Annotated in this window: 14 protein-coding genes; 4 read left to right on the plus strand and 10 right to left on the minus strand. The window is 69.2% G+C overall.

The features are described 5' to 3' along the window. Positions 1–46: 46 nt before the first annotated feature. From BO996_RS08950 to BO996_RS08960, 3 genes are read right to left on the minus strand one after another with little or no spacing between them, the layout of a single operon-like run. Positions 47–2,575, minus strand: a complete 2,529-nt coding sequence (locus BO996_RS08950; RefSeq protein WP_071954531.1) for a sensor histidine kinase — start codon at positions 2,573–2,575, stop codon at positions 47–49. 24 nt (positions 2,576–2,599) lie between these two features. Next, a complete protein-coding gene (locus BO996_RS08955; RefSeq protein WP_083571128.1) occupies positions 2,600–3,496 on the minus strand; it encodes an ABC transporter substrate-binding protein in 897 nt (298 codons plus the stop codon). Next, a complete protein-coding gene (locus BO996_RS08960) occupies positions 3,496–3,867 on the minus strand; it encodes a response regulator transcription factor (RefSeq protein WP_012203798.1) in 372 nt (123 codons plus the stop codon). Before BO996_RS08960 ends, BO996_RS08955 begins: the two co-directional genes overlap by 1 nt. 113 nt (positions 3,868–3,980) lie before the next feature. On the opposite strand from BO996_RS08960, the gene BO996_RS08965 reads away from it, so the two are divergent. Further along, entirely contained in the window at positions 3,981–4,619 is a 639-nt protein-coding gene (locus tag BO996_RS08965) for a response regulator (protein ID WP_013803877.1), read from the plus strand. Then, a complete protein-coding gene (locus BO996_RS08970) occupies positions 4,616–5,419 on the plus strand; it encodes a response regulator (RefSeq protein ID WP_071954532.1) in 804 nt (267 codons plus the stop codon). Before BO996_RS08965 ends, BO996_RS08970 begins: the two co-directional genes overlap by 4 nt. A 38-nt stretch (positions 5,420–5,457) precedes the next feature. Here BO996_RS08970 and BO996_RS08975 read toward each other — a convergent pair whose 3' ends face one another. The 5 genes from BO996_RS08975 to BO996_RS08995 all read right to left on the minus strand — a co-directional run bounded on the left by BO996_RS08975 (position 5,458) and on the right by BO996_RS08995 (position 13,030). Then, positions 5,458–5,655 (minus strand): hypothetical protein, encoded by a 198-nt coding sequence (locus BO996_RS08975; protein WP_063327065.1) that lies wholly within the window; start codon positions 5,653–5,655, stop codon positions 5,458–5,460. After that, positions 5,652–6,794, minus strand: a complete 1,143-nt coding sequence (locus tag BO996_RS08980; protein ID WP_071954533.1) for a PepSY-associated TM helix domain-containing protein — start codon at positions 6,792–6,794, stop codon at positions 5,652–5,654. The genes BO996_RS08975 and BO996_RS08980 overlap by 4 nt, the downstream gene beginning before the upstream one ends. A gap of 100 nt (positions 6,795–6,894) precedes the next feature. After that, on the minus strand, positions 6,895–9,063 hold the full coding sequence (locus tag BO996_RS08985) for a TonB-dependent receptor (protein ID WP_071954534.1): 2,169 nt from the start codon (positions 9,061–9,063) through the stop codon (positions 6,895–6,897). Between the two features lie 75 nt (positions 9,064–9,138). Further along, positions 9,139–11,664 carry a TonB-dependent siderophore receptor gene (locus BO996_RS08990; RefSeq protein ID WP_071954535.1) on the minus strand — a complete coding sequence of 842 codons (2,526 nt, stop codon included), beginning with the start codon at positions 11,662–11,664 and terminating at the stop codon, positions 9,139–9,141. 169 nt (positions 11,665–11,833) lie between these two features. Continuing rightward, positions 11,834–13,030, minus strand: coding sequence for an MFS transporter (locus BO996_RS08995; RefSeq protein WP_013803871.1), 1,197 nt, complete (start codon positions 13,028–13,030; stop codon positions 11,834–11,836). A 95-nt stretch (positions 13,031–13,125) separates the two neighbouring features. On the opposite strand from BO996_RS08995, the gene BO996_RS09000 reads away from it, so the two are divergent. Further along, positions 13,126–13,713: a TetR/AcrR family transcriptional regulator gene (locus BO996_RS09000; protein ID WP_071954536.1), complete on the plus strand. Its 588-nt coding sequence runs from the start codon at positions 13,126–13,128 to the stop codon at positions 13,711–13,713. Here BO996_RS09000 and BO996_RS09005 read toward each other — a convergent pair. Further along, a complete protein-coding gene (locus BO996_RS09005) occupies positions 13,710–15,089 on the minus strand; it encodes an aminotransferase-like domain-containing protein (RefSeq protein WP_071954537.1) in 1,380 nt (459 codons plus the stop codon). The two genes, BO996_RS09000 and BO996_RS09005, sit on opposite strands and share 4 nt — an antisense overlap. 123 nt (positions 15,090–15,212) lie before the next feature. Here BO996_RS09005 and BO996_RS09010 point away from each other — a divergent pair, with 123 nt between their 5' ends. Further along, entirely contained in the window at positions 15,213–16,076 is an 864-nt protein-coding gene (locus BO996_RS09010) for a DMT family transporter (RefSeq protein WP_043825296.1), read from the plus strand. Between the two features lie 75 nt (positions 16,077–16,151). Here the strand turns inward: BO996_RS09010 and BO996_RS09015 are convergent, their stop codons facing one another. After that, positions 16,152–17,081 carry a tripartite tricarboxylate transporter substrate binding protein gene (locus BO996_RS09015; protein ID WP_071954538.1) on the minus strand — a complete coding sequence of 310 codons (930 nt, stop codon included), beginning with the start codon at positions 17,079–17,081 and terminating at the stop codon, positions 16,152–16,154. Positions 17,082–17,084: the final 3 nt, after the last annotated feature.

Below are 17,084 nucleotides of genomic sequence, written 5' to 3' on the forward strand. Positions count from 1 at the left end.
CATTTGTTGCCGAATGCCCACGCGCGCTTTGCCCTGTCTGGCTCCGCTACAGCAACTCCGCCGGCCGCGTCTCCGATGCGCCGGTGCGGCAGGGCAGGGTGATGCGAAACAGCGATCCGCCTTCGGGGCGGTTGCTGGCGGCGATGGTGCCGTCCATGGCGTCGATGATCTTGCGGCAGATGGCCAGGCCCAGGCCGGTGCCGCCCGAGCCGTTGCGGGTTTTGCTGGACTGCACGAAGGGCTGGAAGATCTTGTCCAGTTCCTGCGGAGGAATGCCCGGCCCCTGGTCGGAGACGGCGATGCAGATATCGCCCTGTTCATCGATGCGGCCCTGCACATCGATGCGCCCGCCAATGGGCGAGAACTTGATGGCATTGGCCAGCACATTGCGCACCACCTGCTGGAAGCGCACGGGGTCGGCCTTGGCGATCAGCGGCGTGTCGTCGAGCTCCAGCCGCAGGTCGATCAGCTTTTGCTGCTGCTGCGGCTCCAGCTCGCGCACCACGGGCCGTATCAGGCTCCTGAGGTCGGTGCGCTCCACGTGGATGGTGCCCACGGCGCTTTCCAGCTTGGCCACGTCCAGCAGGTCGTTGACCAGGGCCAGCATGCGTATGCCCGCCTCGTGGATGTCGTTGAACATGTCGGCCATGGCGGGATTGCCGCGCGAGCGCAGGCCGCCCAGCTCGGCAAAGCCCATGATGGACTGCAGCGGGGTGCGCAGCTCGTGGCTCATGTTGGCCACGAATTCCGATTTCACGCGGAAGGCCTCTTCGGCCGCGTCGCGGGCTTCGCGGGTGGCATGCTCGGCTGCGCGGAATTCGCTCACGTCCACAAAGATGCTGAGCACGCCGGTGATCTGGCCCTGGGCATTCTTGACGGCTGCCTTGGAGATCTGCACATCGCGGTAGCTGCCGTCCACATGGGGCAGCCGGGCCTCCACCATCATGCGCTGGCCCGAGCGCATCACGACCTGGTTGCTGCGCATCTGCAGCAGGGCATCGTCGCGTGCGTGCAGGCCCTTGATCTCGTGGCCGAGCACGGCGTAGCGGCCCCGGCCGAAGAAGTCCTCCCAGGCCTTGTTGACCAGGGCCACGCGCTGGTCCGCGTCGGTGACCAGCATGGGCAGGGGCGTGGTCTCGAACAGCAGATGCTGGAAGGCCAGCTGGGTCTGCAGTTCCTGCTGGGCCTTCCAGCGGGCGGTCACGTCCACGGCGCTGCCGGCAAAGCCCACCAGCCGGCCGTCGCGCAGCAGGGGAACCACGGCGATGTCGCAGAGCATCTCCCGGTTGCCCGGCAGGCGGAACATGGCCTGGCAGTTGCGCGGTGCCAGCCGGGCCAGTGGATCGAGCAGGGCCTGGATCTGCGCCAGGTACGAGCCGTCCACGATGTTCTCCAGCGGCTGGCCCACGGCCTCGGCGCTGGGCTGGCCGGTCAGCTGCTCCCAGCGCGCGTTCACGAAGGTCAGCAGTCCCTGGCTGTCGGTGCGAAAGATCAGCTCCTGCACGCTGCGCATGAGCACGGCCATCTCATGCTCGCTGCGCGCCAGGCGCGCCTGGGCCTGCTCCATGGCCTGCAGTGCCGACTTCTGGACCCTGCGGGTCTTGAGCACCGACCAGCTCAGTCCCAGCACCAGGGCCAGCAGGGCCACGCCGGCCACGAAGAAGGCAAAGGCGTTGTCCCGCCAGCGCGCCACCATGGCCGCGTAGGGCTCCTCCACCACCAGCAGCAGCGGCCAGTTGCGCACCGTGCGGAACGACACGATCTGGTGGCGGCCCAGCATGCCCGCGCCGATGTAGGAGCCGAATTCGCTGTGCGGCAGCCATTCCTGGAACAGCGGCGTCTGCAGCGCGGCGGCCGCCTGCACGCCCGTGCCCTCATTGGTGCTGGCCAGGGGTCGGCCGTCATAGGTCAGCAGCACGGCCTCGTAGCTGAGTGTCTCCAGCGTGGACTGGTAGAAGTTGGCCACGGCGTCGGGATTGATCAGGGCCACCAGCACGGCGGGCATGCCGTTGTCCTGGTGGAAGGTCAGCAACTGCGGCAGAAAGGACACGCCGCGCGGCGTCGGATGCGCCCGTGGCGCCAGCGACGACAGGCTGCGGCCGGGCACCAGCCGGCCCAGCTGGGGCTTGCCGGGGACGAGGACGGCCGCCTTGTCGTGCAGCAGATCCTGCGTGTTGATCTGCTGGCCGGCCTCCCCGGCCTGGGTGCTGGCCAGGATGAGGCCCTTGTCGTCGATCAGCGCCATGCTGCGCAGGTAGGGCAACTGGGCGATCAGCAGGGCCATGGCGGCCTCGCGCGTGCCGCGCCCACTGCCTGCGGCCACGATGGCCGGGTTGTGCGCCAGGCTGGCCAGGGCCATTTCGGTGTTCTCGAAGGTCTTGGCCGTCTGGTCCTCCAGCACGCGGGCCAGCAGCGAGGCCTGGGACTTGCTCTGGTCCGCATCGGCATGCAGCTGGCTCCAGACGAAGAGCACCAGTCCGGCGAGCACGCACAGTGCAAAGGTCAGCACCAGCGCCTTGATGTGGGCACTGCGCCGGGCTCCGAGAAAATGATGCGCGGCAGCTCGTTCAGACATGATGAAGGTGCTCCATCGGAAGTTTCAGGGCGCGACGATGGCGGTCAGGCCGTTGTGGCGCGCGGCCCTGGCCAGGCGGCCGTCGCGCTTGATGTCCGAGACGAACTGGTTCAGGCGCGCCAGCCACTGGGCGTCGGCAGGGCTGGCCGCATAGCCGTAGGGCAGCACATGGAAGGGCTGGGGCGGCGCGATCAGCTGCACCCAGTCCGAGCTGTCCAGCAGCTTGCGGCTGTACGGGTAGTCGGTCATGAACACGTCCACGCGCCCGGCCATGAGTTCCTTTTCGCGGGTTTGCGGCGGCTCCACCAGCACCAGGTGCGCATGCCTGAGCGACTCGCGCATGACCGGCTCCATGAAGGTGCCGCGCTGCACGGCCACCTGCACGCCGGGCTGGTCGATGTCGGCCCAGCTGCGCACGGCGGGGTTGCTCTTGGTGGTGATGCCGTAGATATCGCTGCTCAGGTAGGGCTGGGTGAAGCGCAGCTGCTGCTGGCGCTGCGGCAGGATGCCGACGGCGAACATGGCCACGTCGCAGCGCGACTCCAGCAGGTCGGGCACCAGCCGCGAGAAGGACGAGTCCACATGCTGCAGCCGCGCGCCCAGGTCCTTGGCCAGCTCTGCCGAGAGCTCCGCGTCGATGCCCGTGAGCCTGCCCGTGCGTGCGTCACGGTAGGTGATGCCGTAGTAGTCGGGCCAGATGCAGACCTTCAGCGTGTGGCTGCTGGCCACGCGGTCCAGCACCTCGCCGGCCCGTGCTGCGCCAGGCCCCATGGCCAGCACCGCCACCCAGACCGGCACCAGTGCCAGCAGCAGCGCCTGTACAACGGGCAACACAACGGCCCGCACCAGCGCGGACAGGCGCGCGGCGTTCCCGGACGGTATCTGCCATCGGCCCGCGGCGGCCTGCGTGTGCATCGTCATCAGTCGCTCCTGTAAAGACTGGCCAGGGTCTCCAGCAGCCGGTTCGGGCTGAAGGGCTTGAGCAGGTATTCGTCGGCACCGGCATTGAAGCCCGCCTCGCGGTCCTGCGCACTGCCCCGGGCCGTCAGCAGGATCACCCGCGTGTGCCGCAGGTCGTAGGAGGTCTTGATGCGGCAGCACACCTCCAGGCCGTCCAGCGTCCCCGGCATCATCATGTCCAGCAGCACGACATCGGGCTGGCTGCGCTGGGCCAGGGCCCAGGCTTCGTCACCGGTCGGCGCCTCCATGACTTCGTATGCGCTGGACTCCAGCGTCATGCGCAACAGCTTGCGGATGTCGGCTTGGTCTTCGGCGATCAGTATCTTCTTCATGGCGGGCCTTTCGCAACGCAGTTGAAGGGTTCTGCGTTGGATTGAATCATAAATATCAAATTCATCAAATTTGTATTGTTTTTTTTAATCGTATTTGATGCAAAATTGCTGCCATGTCCGAGAACAGCACCCCACCAGGCCAAATTCCGCACTACACGACCGCTGAGGTGGCCAAGCTGCTGGGCATGGCGGTGCGGTCGGTTCAGCTCATGGTCGATCGCGGCGATCTGGAGGCCTGGAAGACCCCCGGGGGGCACCGGCGCATCACGCGCGCCTCCGTGGAGCGCTGGCGCGGCAGGCAGGGCGATGCGGCCGCCACGTCCGGGGCACCAGCGGCGGCCCCGGCGCCCGCTCCCGCGCAGGCCGGCACGGGCCCGCGCGTGCTGCTGATCGAGGACTCCGTGCACTTCCAGAACCTGGTGCGCCTGCTGGTGCAGCGCCACTTTCCCGACGTGCAGCTGCACGTGGCGCACGACGGGATCACCGGCATGGCGCTGTACGGGCAGATCCAGCCCGACGTGCTGCTGGTGGACATCCTGCTGCCCGACATCGACGGCGCGGCCCTCATCACCACCTTGCGCACGCATGAGCAGTTCGCGCGCTGCAAGCTGCTGGTGGTCACCTCGCTGGATGCGGCAGAGCGCGAGGCCTACGCCTTTGCACTGGGCGGCGCGCGCGTGATCCACAAACCCCAGCTCGTGCAGGAGCTGCCCGAGGCGCTGGGCGAGCTGCTGGGCAGGCAGGCAGCGTGAATCCGGCCCATCCTGCGGTCCTGCTGGTGGAGGACGATGCCTCGATTGCGCGATTCGTCACGCTGGCGCTGGAGGGCATGCCCCTCACCCTGGTGTCCTGCGCAAGTGCGGAGCAGGCGCAGAGCCTGCTGCAGAGCCAGCCCTTTGCCCTGCTGATCACCGACCTGATGCTGCCCGGCGCCTCCGGGGTCGAGCTCATCGAATGGCTGCGCAGCTCCCCGCAGGCCGGCTGCAGCGCCGTGGTCTTCAGCGCCGGCGTGCGGGCCGACGTGGCGCTGCGGCTGGAGCAACTGCAGGTCTGGGGCGTGCTGCGCAAGCCCGTGTCGGTGGCGCAACTGGTGGACTGCGTGGAATCGGTGCTGGCGGCGCAACCGGTCGGCTCGCCCGCGCCAGCCAGCGTGCAAGCTGCCGGTGCAGATGTGCCGGTGGATATGCAGGCGGATATGCCTGCGGATATGCCGGCGGATGGCGGCCCGGCCGCCGTCTCCAGCTACTTCGGCGGCGATGCCGCCCTGTTCCACAGCTACCGCGCCAGCTGTCTTGCGCAGTTGCCCGACGATGTGGCGCTGGGCGAAAACCTGCTGGCCGCGCGCGACGCCGCGGCGCTGCGCCGGCTGGCGCACAACCTCAAAAGCGTGCTGCGCCTGCTGGGGCACGAGCAGGCCAGCGGCCTGGCGCAGACGCTGGAGCAGGCCTGCCTGGCCAGCGACTGGGCCGGCGCCACCGATGCCTGGCGGCAACTGGGCGCGGCCCTGCTGGGTATGCTGGACGGCGCGGGCCAGCGGCCCCGGCGCGGCTGACACCGCGCCCGCCATTCCGCCATCCCGCCATCCCGCCGTCATTGCGGCGGGCTGCGCCGCACCCAGCCGTGCCAGATTCCCGCCGCCGTGGGAATGGCCAGGCAGACGCCGGCCAGCATGTCGCCAAGGCCGCCGTCGCTGAACAGGGCCGAGACCAGGCCGATGGCCGTCAGCACGCCCAGTGCGATGGGCCAGCCCCAGAGGGCGAGAAAGCCCCGGTGTTGCGCGCCGCTCATGCCGAGACCTCCTTGCCGCGCGGCGCGGGCTGCGGGGCCGGCAGGCTCTTGCCCTTTTTGACCCACAGGTACAGGCCCGTGCCCAGCACGATGATGCTGGCGATGTCCAGCAGCGCCCAGAGGATCTGCATGGCCCGCCCGCCGTAGTCGCCGAAGTGCAGCGGCTGGGACACCAGCAGCGCCGTCAGATACCAGGGCAGGGCGGGCGCGGCCGTGACCTGGGCGGTCTTGGCGTCCACCAGCACGGGCAGGAACAGGCGCGAGGTCAGGGGCTCGTTGCCGCGCAGGAAGAAGGTGTGGTGGTGCGGGCTGGAGAACGTGGTGCCGGGGAAGGCGATGAAGTACAGCTTGGTGCCCGGCACCTGCTGCTGGGCGGCCTGCAGCGATTGCTGCAGCGAGGCGCGCTCCGCTACCGGCACCGTGTCCTGGCCCTGGTAGGGCGCCAGCACGCTGCTGAGCTGGTCATGCTGCCAGTACTTGATCAGCAGGTCGGCCCAGGTATTGATCATGCCGGTGGCGCCCACCACGAACAGCCACACCAGCGTGACGATGCCCAGCAGGTTGTGCAGGTCCAGCCACTTCAGGCGCGGCTGGCGCGTGCGGCGCACGGTGCCGAAATCGAGCTTGCGCATGAAGGGCGCGTACAGCACCACGCCGCTGACGATGGCGATCAGCAGCAGCAGCCCCATGAGGCCCAGGAACAGCTTGCCCGGCAGGCCCGCGAACAGGTCCACGTGCAGCTTGAACATGACCCACATGAAGCCCTGGTCGAAGCGCGGCTGGGCCAGCAGCTCGGCCGTGCGCGCATCGATGACCACGGAGCGGAAATCGTCCGTGGGCGCCGGCGTGGGCGTCATGGTGACGAACCAGAGGTCGTCGGTGTCGTCGGACTTGGAGACGAACTGCACCACGCGGTCCGGGTGCTGGGCGCGGGCCACCTCCAGCACCTTGTCCAGGCTGGCATGGGGCGTGCCCTGGGGCATGGGCGGAGCCTCCACCTCGGTACCCAGCAGGTGGCCGATTTCGTGGTGGAAGATCAGCGGAAGGCCGGTCAGGCACAGCAGCAGCATGAAGACGGTGCAGACCAGGCTGCTCCATTTGTGCAACCAGGCCCAGGTCTTGATCGTGTGGCTTTGCATGGGGTGTTTTTTTCTCTGACAGAAGGGGGCCTGCGGCCCCCGCCATCACCGCGCCCCCGGCGCCATGCCGGGGGCGGGGCGGTTGCCGGTGGCCGGGGGCTTAGAAGTCCACTTGTGCCGACAGCATCAGCGTGCGCGGCGCGCCCGTGGTGGTGTAGCCGGCGGCAGTCACCCAGTAGCTCTTGTTGCTGACGTTCTCCAGGCTGGCGCGCAGCACCACCGGCTTGCCGGCCACGTGGGTGCGCAGGCGTGCGCCCAGGTCCAGGCGTGTCCAGCCGGGCATGCGCAGGATGTTGGCCGCGTCGTAGTACATGGACGAGGTGTGGATCACGCGGCCGTTCAGGCTCAGGCCCTCCACCCAGGGCGTATCCCAGTCCAGGCCCAGGTTGAAGGTGCGCTCGGGCACGCCGTTGGCATCGTTGCCCTGGTTCACGCCGCCTGCCGTGCGCGAGAGCTTGGCGTTGTTGAAGGCCGCGCTGGCCAGCAGGCGCAGGCCCTTGTGGATCTCGCCGTAGGCGGTCAGCTCCAGGCCGCGGTTGCGCGTCTCGCCGCCGAAGCTGTAGACATTGGTCACCGGGTCGGTCATGGAGCCCGGGCGCTGGATCTGGTAGAGCGCGGCCTGCGTGGTCATGCGGCCCCAGTCCACCTTCACGCCCACTTCGTACTGCTTGGACTTCTGCGGCGCGAACACCTGGCCGGCATTGGCCGTGTTGGGCCCGGCCGTGCCGCCTGCCGACAGGCCAGCCGTGTAGTTGGCGTAGACCGAGACATTGTTCTGCGGCTTGAACACCACGCCGGCCAGCGGCGTCACGGCGCTGGCCTTGTACAGCGTGGTGCCGCTGGCGTTCTTCTGGTCGATGGTCTGGTCGCGCAGGCCCACGGTCACCAGCACGCGGTCGCTGAACAGCGCCATGGTGTCGGCCAGCGCCAGGCTGTGCTGCGTCAGCTCGGCGTTCTTCGTGGGCGCGCCGCGCACGAAGTCGATGGCCGGCAGGGGCGCGGGGTTGTAGATGTTGGAGGGGACGGCTTTGGTGGTCAGCTGGTAGAAGTAGCCGCTCTCGCGGTCCATGTAGTTGGCCGCGGCCACCACGGTGTGGCCGATGGCGCCGGTCTTGAAGCGCGTGCGCAGGCCCACGTCGGCCGAGGTGGTCTTGTTGAACTCGTCGTAGAAGCCGTTGCGCACCGTGAAGTTGCCCAGTGAGTCGATGCGCTGCACGGCCGTGGGGAAGCTCTGGTCGCTGGACACATCGCTGTAGCCCACGCCGCCGTAGACGGAGGTGTTGGCGTTGATGTCGTATTCCACGCGCGAGATCACGGTCTTGGCCTTGTCCAGCAGCTCCGTGCCCGGGTTGAAGTTGGTGCGGCTGTCGGGCACGGCGGGCACCTGGGTGATGCCGGCCAGGAAGGCGCTTTGCGGGCGGAATTCCGTGGTCTTGCCGCTGGTGGTCAGCGCGTCCAGCGACCAGCGCAGGCCCTGGCCTTCGTAGTCCAGGCCCACCGATGCCAGGCCCAGGCGCTGGCGGCCGCCGTCGATGTTGCCTTCGCCATTGCGCCACACGCCATTCACGCGCACGCCCCACTGGTTGTCTTCGCCAAAGCGGCGGCCCACGTCCAGGTGGGTGCCGAACTGGGCCTTGCCCATGTAGGTGGCGGTCAGGCGGTTCAGCGGCACGTCGCCCGCGCGCTTGGTCACCACGTTGATGCTGCCGCCGATGCTGCCGCTGGGACCCACGCCATTGGTCAGCGAGCCGGGGCCCTTGAGCACTTCCACGCGCTCGATCACCTCCAGCGGCAGGCGCGTGGAGGGCGACAGGCCGTACAGGCCGTTCACCGACACATCGCGCATGGACAGGGAAAAGCCCCGCACCTGGAAGTCATCGCCATAGCCGCCGCGCGCCTGCAGCGTGCGCACCGAGGCGTCGTTCATCACCACGTCGGCGATGGTCAGCGCCTGCTGGTTCTCGATCAGCTCCGAGGTGTAGTTGGTGGTGCTGAAGGGCACGTTCATCTGGTCGGTCTTGCCCAGGATGCCCAGGTCGCCGCCGCGCGCGATCTGGCCGCCGGCATAGGTCTTTTGCAGTCCGCCAATGGCCTCGGCCTGGTCGCTCACCGTCACTTCCTTGAGGGCCGGGCCCTCGGCCGTCTGGGCCGCCACGCCCACGGCGGCCAGGGCCAGGCCGGCGCCCAGGCATTGGCGGATCAGGCGCGTGAGGGGATGGGGAGCGAAGCGGGAGTCCGCAGGAGTGCTGGGGTGCGTCATGGCAGTCATGTGCAAAGGTTGGAAAAACCGTGAAGAAGAACCGGGGAAGAAAAACAGGGAAAGGAGGGCAGGCCGGCCGTGGCCCTAGAAGCGCGCGCGCAGCGACACCGTGACGTTGCGCGGATCGCCGTAGTAGTTGTTGAAGTAGGTGCTGTTGGGCGAGAACTTGGCGTAGTAGCGCTTGTCCAGCAGGTTGCTCACGTTCAGCTGCAGCGAGTAGGTGTCGTCCAGGCGGTAGGCCAGCAGCGCGTCAAAAAGCGCATAACCACCCTGGCGGGTGGTGACATCGCCCACGCTGGCATATGCATCGCTTTGCAGCCGCACGCCGGCGCCTGCGGTCCATCCCTGCAAGGGCCCCTTGAAGCGGTGGCTGGCAAACAGGCGCAGCGCATGGCGCGGGTCCACGGGCCGCAGCGGCTGGCCCACGTTGGCCTCGGAGGTGTCGCGCAGGTACCTGGCCTGGGTGTAGGTGTAGCCGGCCAGCACCTGCCAGCCTGGCGCGGGCTCGCCGGACAGCTCCAGCTCCCAGCCCTGGCTGCGGCTCTTGCCGCCGGCCATGAAGCAGTGGCTGGTCGGGTAGTACGGCAGGCAGGGCATGGCCGATGCCGTGTCCTGCATGGCGCTGCCCACGCGCTGGATGCGGAACACCGACACGCTGCCCTGCAGCCGGCCGTCCATGAAACTGCCCTTGAGCCCGGCCTCCAGGTCCTCGCCCCGGGCGGGCGCCAGGATGCTGCCGTCGGCGGCCTTCTTGTCCTGGGGGCTGAAGATCTCGCTGTAGCTGGCATAGGCGTCGAGCGTGTCCGACAGCGCATGCACCAGGCCCGCATAGGGCGTCAGCTCGCGGCGCACGCTGTAACCGCTTTGGGCATTGCCGGGTTCGAGATAGCTCCACCAGCTCAGGCGCGCGCCGGCAATGGCGGTGAGCGAGTCGGTCAGCGACAGCCGGGCCCGCGCGAATCCGCCGTACTGGTGTATGTGGGACACGGGCGATGAATAGGTGTTGCCGTTGCCCTCGCTGTAGAACGGCTCCGGATAGCTGATGTACGGATTCCAGCCGCGGATGTCCACATTGCGCAGCGGGCTCACGCCCCAGTAGCCCGTGGCGCCCGTGCTGCGGATGCGCTGCAGGTCGGCGCCCAGCGACAGCTCGTGCCTGCGGCCCAGGGCCTCGAAGGGGCCGCTGGCCAGCAGGTTCAGCGCGTTCTGCGTGCTGCCGTCGCCGCCATAGATGGAGGTGCTCACGTCGAACAGGTAGGGATTGCTGTCGCTGGCCCTGGAAAACGAGGTCTGCTTGAACCCGTCCGACCGAAACCGCGTGTGCGCCGCCTGGGCCTTAAGTTGCCAGCCGCTGTCCAGCCGGTGCTCCAGCTCGGCAAAGGCCTGCTGGTTGTGGCGGTCCCAGGTATTCCAGGGCGTGCCCAGGTAGGTGCTGCGCGGCAGACCGAGCTGGCTGCCGTCGGCAGCGGCAGGCAGGCCGCCCCAGGAGCCCGTGGCCTGCAGGTCCGTGTGCTGCAGGCTGGCCGTGAGCGTGGTGCGCGGCCCCAGGTCCGCCTCCAGCACGCCGTACAGGCCCAGGCGCTTTTCCTTGCGCGCGGTCTGGAACGATGCCTTGTCGTCCGCCAGCGCCACCAGCCGGCCGCGCAGCGTGCCGGCTGCGTTCAGAGGGCCGGACAGGTCTGCCTCCATGCGCTGGCGGTCCCAGGAACCCAGCGTCAGCGCGGCCGAGCCCTGCCATTGCGCCGTGGGCCGCTTGCGCACCATGTTCACCATGGCCGAGGGCGAGCCCGCGCCACGCAGCAGGCCCGTGGCGCCGCGCAGCACCTCCACGCGGTCCAGCATGGCCGTATCGGGCTGGATGAAGGTGGAGGCCGAGGCCACCTGGTTCACATTGAGCCCGTCCACCTGCAGCGAATCGATCTGGTAGCCGCGCGAGTAATAGGCGATGCGCTCGCTGTCGATGTACTCCACCGTCACGCCCGGCGTGTGCTGCAGCACGGCATGCAGGTCGGGCAGGGCCTGCTCGTCCAGCCACTGGCGCGTGAGCACGGTCACGGGCTGCGGGATGTCGCGCACCGACTGAAGCCCCTTGTAGCCCGTGACCAGGCTGGCCGCGTAGCTGTCCGAGGTTTCGGTCGTGGCACTGGCCGGCGCCGTGGCCCGGACCGTGACCGTGCCCAGCGTCTGCCCGCCCGTGCCCGAGGCCGCCGCTGGCAGCGGCCGCAGTGTATAGACGCCGCTGGACTCGCGCACGGCCTGCAGCGCCGTGCCCTGCAGCAGCCTGGCAAAACCGTCTTCCACGCCATAGCTGCCCTGCAGCCCCGGGGACTGCAACCGGCCCAGCTGCGCGGCATCAAACGACAGCGCAACGCCAGCCTGGTTGGCGTACTGCGCGATCACATGCGTGAGCGGGCCGGCCGCAATCGAAAAGCTGCGCTGGCCGGCTTGGGCGGCCTGGGCGGACGGCGCCGCATGGACGCAGTCCGCTGCCGTGGCAACCAGCATCGCCACCCCCAGCACCGCTGCCACCCCAGCCATCCCCATGGACGCAGGCCAGCCCCGGGCGACTGCAAGGCCGTCCTGGGGTTGGTGGGGGTGGGTGCGGGGCATGGGGCTGGGAAAAGTGGTGTGACTCCCCGTATGCCGAACAAGCCTTGCCGATCCTGCAAGTTCGGCTGAACTTTTTTTGCGCTGCCGCTGAGATTTTCTCCGTTACTTTCCGTTGATCATCAGGTGGAATAAGGGTGGATTGCTATGGTTTTATTTTTCAACCAATGCCTCAGGACACCACCACCGGCCTGGGCTGGCGCGTCCCCGCCAGCGCCAGGCCCGCGAACAGCATCAGCATCAGGCCGTAGGCATAGGTCACCGGCAACAGGCCGAAGCGCGCGGCGGCCATGCCCGCTGCGATGGCCGGCACGCTGAACGCCAGGTAGCTGGCGATGTAGATGGCCGAGATCAGGGCGCCGCGCTCGTGCGGCTCGGCCAGCGGGATCACGCTGCGCAGCGCACCCTGGAAGCCCACGCCAAAGCCCGCGCCCGCCACCACCGAGGCGCCCAGCACCAGGGGCAGGCTTTGCAGATGGGCGCCGACCAGCAACAGGGCCACCCCGGCCAGCAGGCCGCTGCCGCCGAACTGCAGCATGGCGCGCGGCGCGCGGCTGCGCAGCGTCCAGATGGCGGCGGCGGCGCTCAGCGTGTTGATGCACACGGCAAAGCTGGCGGCGACCTCCGAGCCCGTGACCGAGCGGATCATCGAAGGGCCCAGCGACAGGTAAAAGCCCCCCAGCGCCCACACCGTGATGCTCATGGGCAGCACGCGCATGAAGTCGGCCCGGGCCTGGCCCGGAATGCGCACGCGCGGGCGCATGGCGGCCAGTGCGCCGGGGCGGCGCGCGCCCGTCTCGGGCAGCACGGCCATGGCGGCGGCCACGGCCACGAAGATCAGCGCCATGAGCCAGAACACCAGGCCCAGCTGCTGGCGCCACAGCTGCGCGAACTCGCCCGCCACGACAATGCCCGCCGCCATGCCGACCATGGGCGCCATGGTGCTCACCAGCGTGCCGCGCTCGCGGTGCAGGTCCAGCAGCGCCGCGCCCATGGCCGCACTGGCCATGCCGGTGGCAAAGCCCTGCAGCACGCGCGCCAGCACCAGGGCCTGCACGTCGCCCGCGCGGGCGAACACCGCCAGCGAGACGATCTCCAGCACCAGCGCCGCCAGGATCACGGGCTTGCGGCCCAGGTGGTCCGACAGCGCGCCCGTGGTGAGCAGGGCCAGCAGCAGGCTCAGCGCATAGACCGCGAAGACCAGGGTCAGCATGCCGGAGGAAAAGCCCCAGTCCTGCTGGTAGAGCCGGTACAGCGGCGTGGGCGCGCTGGAGGCCGCGAAGAAGCTGCCCAGGCCGAAGGCCAGGACGGCCAGGCTGCGGCCGGGCCGGGCAGCGGGAGTGGAGTTGGATGGTTGCAGTACCGACATGGTTAAGAGCCCTGCTGCACAATTAATGCAAAGTTTTTGCGTTAGCGAATTCTGCGCTTGTGCGCTGCTAACGCAAATTTTTAGCTTTAATAACCATGAGCACGCAAGTCCCATCCCTTTCCAAAACAGGCGGTCCCGCCCGTCCCGGCGGACGCAGCGCGCGCATCCAGGCCACGGTCTACCAGACCGTCAAGGGCCTGCTGGAAACCATGCCGCGCGAGGAATTGAGCTTTCCGCTCATCGCCGCCCAGGCGGGCGTGACGCCGTCCACCCTCTACCGGCGCTGGGGCGACATACAGCAGCTGCTGGCCGATGTGGCCGTGGAAATCATCCGGCCCACAGCGCCGCCGCTGGACACGGGCACGCTGGAGGGCGACCTGCTGGCCTGGGCCGAGCAGTTCCTGGAGGAATCGGCCTCGCCGCTGGGACGCACCATGCTGCGCGACATGGCCGCCGCAGCGGGCAACGAGCACACGCCCTGCGCCTGCGTGGAAATCCTGCGCGGGCAACTGGCGCAGATCGGCGAGCGCGCAGTGCGGCGTGGCGAGGCGATGCCCGCTGCGGACACCCTGATCGACGCGCTGGCCGCACCCATCGTCTACCGCGTGCTGTTCGACCTGCCGCCGTCCCTGGAACACGTGCAGGCACGGGTGCGCGGCCTGCTGCAGGCTGAAACGGCCTAGCCCTTCAGCGCCCGCGCCAGCACCTCGAAGATCCGCGCATCCGAGCACTGCGCCACATTGAAGCGCAGGAAATCGCCTGCGCTCTGCGACTGGCTGAAGGCATTGCCGGGCGCCAGCACCACGCCATCTTCCAGGCAGGTGCGCGCAAGCGCCGTGGCATCCATGCCCCCGGGCAACTGGCACCACAGGAACATGCCGGCCTGCGGCACCAGCCAGGGCTTCATGCCCAGGGCCTGCAGCCGCGCGGCCGTGCGTTCCATTTCCTGCGCCAGCCGCAGCCGCACGGACTCCATGTGCCTGCGGTAGCCGCTGTCGGTCAGCGTGCGCAGCACGATGTCGGCGGCCATGCGCCCGCCGCCGAAGTTGGTGGCGATCTTCAGGTCCGCCAGGTCCTGCGTCCAGTCGGGCCGCGCCGCGATGAAGCCGCAGCGCAGCGAGGCCGACACCGTCTTGGAGAAGCTGCCGATCTGGATCACGCGCGACAGGCCGTCGAAGGCCGCCAGCCGGGGCGCCGCATGGGTCTCCAGGTCGCAGAAGATGTCGTCCTCCACGATCACCAGGTCCGAGCTGTCGGCCAGCTTCAGGATGCGGTGCGCCACCAGTGGCGACAGCGTGGCGCCCGTCGGGTTGTGGATGGCCGAATTGGTGATGTACAGGCGTGGCGAGTGGGCCTGCAGCGCGTCGGCGAACCGGGCCACGTCGGGCCCCTGCGGCGTGTAGGGCACGCTCACGGCCTGCACGCGGTGCGCCTTGAGCAGCGCATGGAAATTGAAATAGCAGGGGTCGTCGATCAGCACCGTATCGCCGGGCTCCAGCAGGAAACGGCAGACCAGGTCGATGGAGTGCGTGCCCGACTCCGTCAGCAGGATCTGCTCGGGCGAGGTCTCCAGCCCCATGGCGGCCATGCGCCGCGCCAGCAGGCGGCGCAGTGCCGGGTGGCCCAGCGGCGTTGCGTACTCCGTCAGCTCCAGCGTGCCCGAGCGCGCCAGGGAGCGCAGCGCGCGGCGCACGCCTTCCTCGTACAGCCATGAAGGAGGCAGCCAGCCGCAGCCCGGCTTGAGCGCGTGGGCATCTGCCTGCAGCGACTGGCGGGCCAGCCACAGGGGGTCGACCTGCCTGTCCACGCGCGGCCCGATACCGCCCAGCGCCAGCGGCGCCACCGGCCCCGCCACATAAAAGCCCGAGCCCGGGCGCGAGGCGATCACCCCTTCGGCCGCCAGCCGCTCATAGGCCTCCACCACCGTGGACACCGACACCTGCATGGCCTGCGCCTGCGCGCGCACCGAGGGCAGGCGCGTGCCGGGCAGGTAGGTGCGCGCGGCGATGCGCGACTGGATCTCTTCCATCACCGCCTGGATGCGTGTGCCGCTGCGCATGGCTGCTCTCTCTTCTGTAGTGGATTTGTGTGCATAACAGTTCTTTTGAATTGTATTGGACTGTCTATGGAAGATCCGGCCGTGCAATGGCCCACTGCCTGCTGCAAACCAAGGAGCTTTTTGATGGACAAGACAAGCAGCGGGTGGATCAACGGATTCATCGGCGTGGCGATCTTTGCGGGATCGCTGCCGGCCACCCGCGTGGCGGTCGCCGACCTGGACCCCACCTTCCTGACCTGTGCGCGCGCCAGCATCGCGGCATTGCTGGCCCTGGCCATGCTGCTGGCGCTGCGCCAGCCCCGGCCCGCGCGTGCCGACATGCCTTCGCTGGCGCTGAGCGCGCTGGGCGGCGTGGTGGGGTTTCCGCTGCTGACCGCGTTGGCGCTGCAGTACGTCACCTCGGCGCATTCCATCGTCTTCGTGGGCCTGCTGCCCCTGTCCACGGCCGTGTTCGCCGTGCTGCGCGGCGGCGAGCGCCCGCGCCCGGCGTTCTGGCTGTTTTCGCTGGCGGGCGCGGCCTTCGTGGCCGGCTATGCGGCCGTGGGCGGGGCCGGGGGCTCGCTGCGCGGCGATCTGCTGATGCTGGCCGCCATCATCGTCTGCGGCCTGGGCTATGCCGAGGGCGCGCGCCTGTCGCGCACGCTGGGCGGCTGGCAGGTCATCAGCTGGTCGCTGGTGCTGGCCCTGCCCGTCATGCTGCCCGCCGCCCTGATCAGCATGCCGGCATCGCTGGCCGATGTGGGCCGGCCTGCATGGCTGGGCCTGGCCTATGTCTCGCTGTTCAGCATGCTCATCGGCTTTGTGTTCTGGTACCGGGGCCTGGCCCAGGGCGGCATTGCGGCCGTGGGCCAGATCCAGCTGCTGCAGCCCTTCATGGGCCTGGGCCTGGCGGCCCTGCTGCTGCACGAGCAGGTGAGCTGGGGCATGGTGCTGGTCACCATGGCGGCCGTGGTCTGCGTGGCCGGGGCGAAGAAGTACGCGCGCTGAGCCAGTCCGGCGTGGTGCAGGGCGTGGTGCAGGGCGTGGTGCAGGGCGTGGTGCGGGGGGAGCGATGCAGGGCGGTCAGCGCCCGGCCTCGCGCATCACCTGCTGCGCGAACTCTGCGGCCGAACCCTCGAACGGCTGGTTGCTGGCCGCCTCCAGCCGGCTGCGGATGGACGGCGCGCGCAGCGCCTGGGCCACCGCGGCATTGATGCGCTGGGCCAGCGCTGGCGCCATCTGCGGCGGCGCGAACAGGCCGAACAGCGAATCCAGATTGGCCTGCGCATGGCCCAACTGCGCCAGCGTGGGCACATCGGGCAGGGCTGCCAGCCGCTGCGGCGCGCCCACGGCCAGGGCCTTGAGGCGGCCCGCGCGCAGCGCCTGCAATTGCAGCGGCGCCACATTGGTGGACAGCAGCTCGAAATGCCCGGCCAGCGCATCGTTGAGCTGCTGGCCCCCGCCCTTGTAGGGCACATGCACGATGGGAATGCGCGTGGCCTGCTCTATGCGCTGCAGCACGGCGTGGCCCGTCGTGCCCTCACCCGTGGTGGCCCAGCGGATGCCGCCGGGCATGCCGCGCGCCTCGGCCAGCATGCCTTCGAAATCTGCGGCCTTCAGCGCCGGCGTGCCCACCAGCAGCATGGGCGTGCGCATCACGCCGGCCACGGGCGTCACGGAGGCTGCGGCCAGGCCCACGGCGGTGGCGGCGGCAAAGACCAGGGTGCGGCCGTCGGGCGCGCTGCGCGCCAGCAGCTCCAGCGCCACGGTGCCGCTGGCGCCGGGGCGGTTGTCCACGATCACGGCGGTGCCCCATTGCTGCGCCAGTTGCTCGGCCAGGGCGCGGGCCACCATGTCGCTGACACCGCCTGCGGGGTAGGCCACCACGATCCGCACGCTGGCGCCCGGCCAGGCGGGCCGGGCCGCCCATGCCTGGGCGGGCCAGGCCAGCGCGCAGGCACCCGCCGCCAGCAGGGCGCGCCGGCCGGTATCGGTGCCTTGCGGTGCCTGCATGCT

The sequence above is a fragment of the Delftia sp. HK171 genome, from assembly GCF_001886655.1.
Lineage (GTDB): Bacteria > Pseudomonadota > Gammaproteobacteria > Burkholderiales > Burkholderiaceae_C > Comamonas > Comamonas acidovorans.

What these genes read in the sequence shown, in the direction of transcription:
- BO996_RS09005 (WP_071954537.1), bottom strand. Translation starts at nt 15,089, where the DNA reads ATGCGCAGCGGCACACGCATCCAGGCGGTGATGGAAGAGATCCAGTCG.
- BO996_RS09000 (WP_071954536.1), top strand. Translation starts at nt 13,126, where the DNA reads ATGAGCACGCAAGTCCCATCCCTTTCCAAAACAGGCGGTCCCGCCCGT.
- BO996_RS09015 (WP_071954538.1), bottom strand. Translation starts at nt 17,081, where the DNA reads ATGCAGGCACCGCAAGGCACCGATACCGGCCGGCGCGCCCTGCTGGCG.
- BO996_RS08950 (WP_071954531.1), bottom strand. Translation starts at nt 2,575, where the DNA reads ATGTCTGAACGAGCTGCCGCGCATCATTTTCTCGGAGCCCGGCGCAGT.
- BO996_RS08975 (WP_063327065.1), bottom strand. Translation starts at nt 5,655, where the DNA reads ATGAGCGGCGCGCAACACCGGGGCTTTCTCGCCCTCTGGGGCTGGCCC.
- BO996_RS08995 (WP_013803871.1), bottom strand. Translation starts at nt 13,030, where the DNA reads ATGTCGGTACTGCAACCATCCAACTCCACTCCCGCTGCCCGGCCCGGC.
- BO996_RS08955 (WP_083571128.1), bottom strand. Translation starts at nt 3,496, where the DNA reads ATGACGATGCACACGCAGGCCGCCGCGGGCCGATGGCAGATACCGTCC.
- BO996_RS08960 (WP_012203798.1), bottom strand. Translation starts at nt 3,867, where the DNA reads ATGAAGAAGATACTGATCGCCGAAGACCAAGCCGACATCCGCAAGCTG.
- BO996_RS09010 (WP_043825296.1), top strand. Translation starts at nt 15,213, where the DNA reads ATGGACAAGACAAGCAGCGGGTGGATCAACGGATTCATCGGCGTGGCG.
- BO996_RS08965 (WP_013803877.1), top strand. Translation starts at nt 3,981, where the DNA reads ATGTCCGAGAACAGCACCCCACCAGGCCAAATTCCGCACTACACGACC.
- BO996_RS08980 (WP_071954533.1), bottom strand. Translation starts at nt 6,794, where the DNA reads ATGCAAAGCCACACGATCAAGACCTGGGCCTGGTTGCACAAATGGAGC.
- BO996_RS08990 (WP_071954535.1), bottom strand. Translation starts at nt 11,664, where the DNA reads ATGCCCCGCACCCACCCCCACCAACCCCAGGACGGCCTTGCAGTCGCC.
- BO996_RS08985 (WP_071954534.1), bottom strand. Translation starts at nt 9,063, where the DNA reads ATGACTGCCATGACGCACCCCAGCACTCCTGCGGACTCCCGCTTCGCT.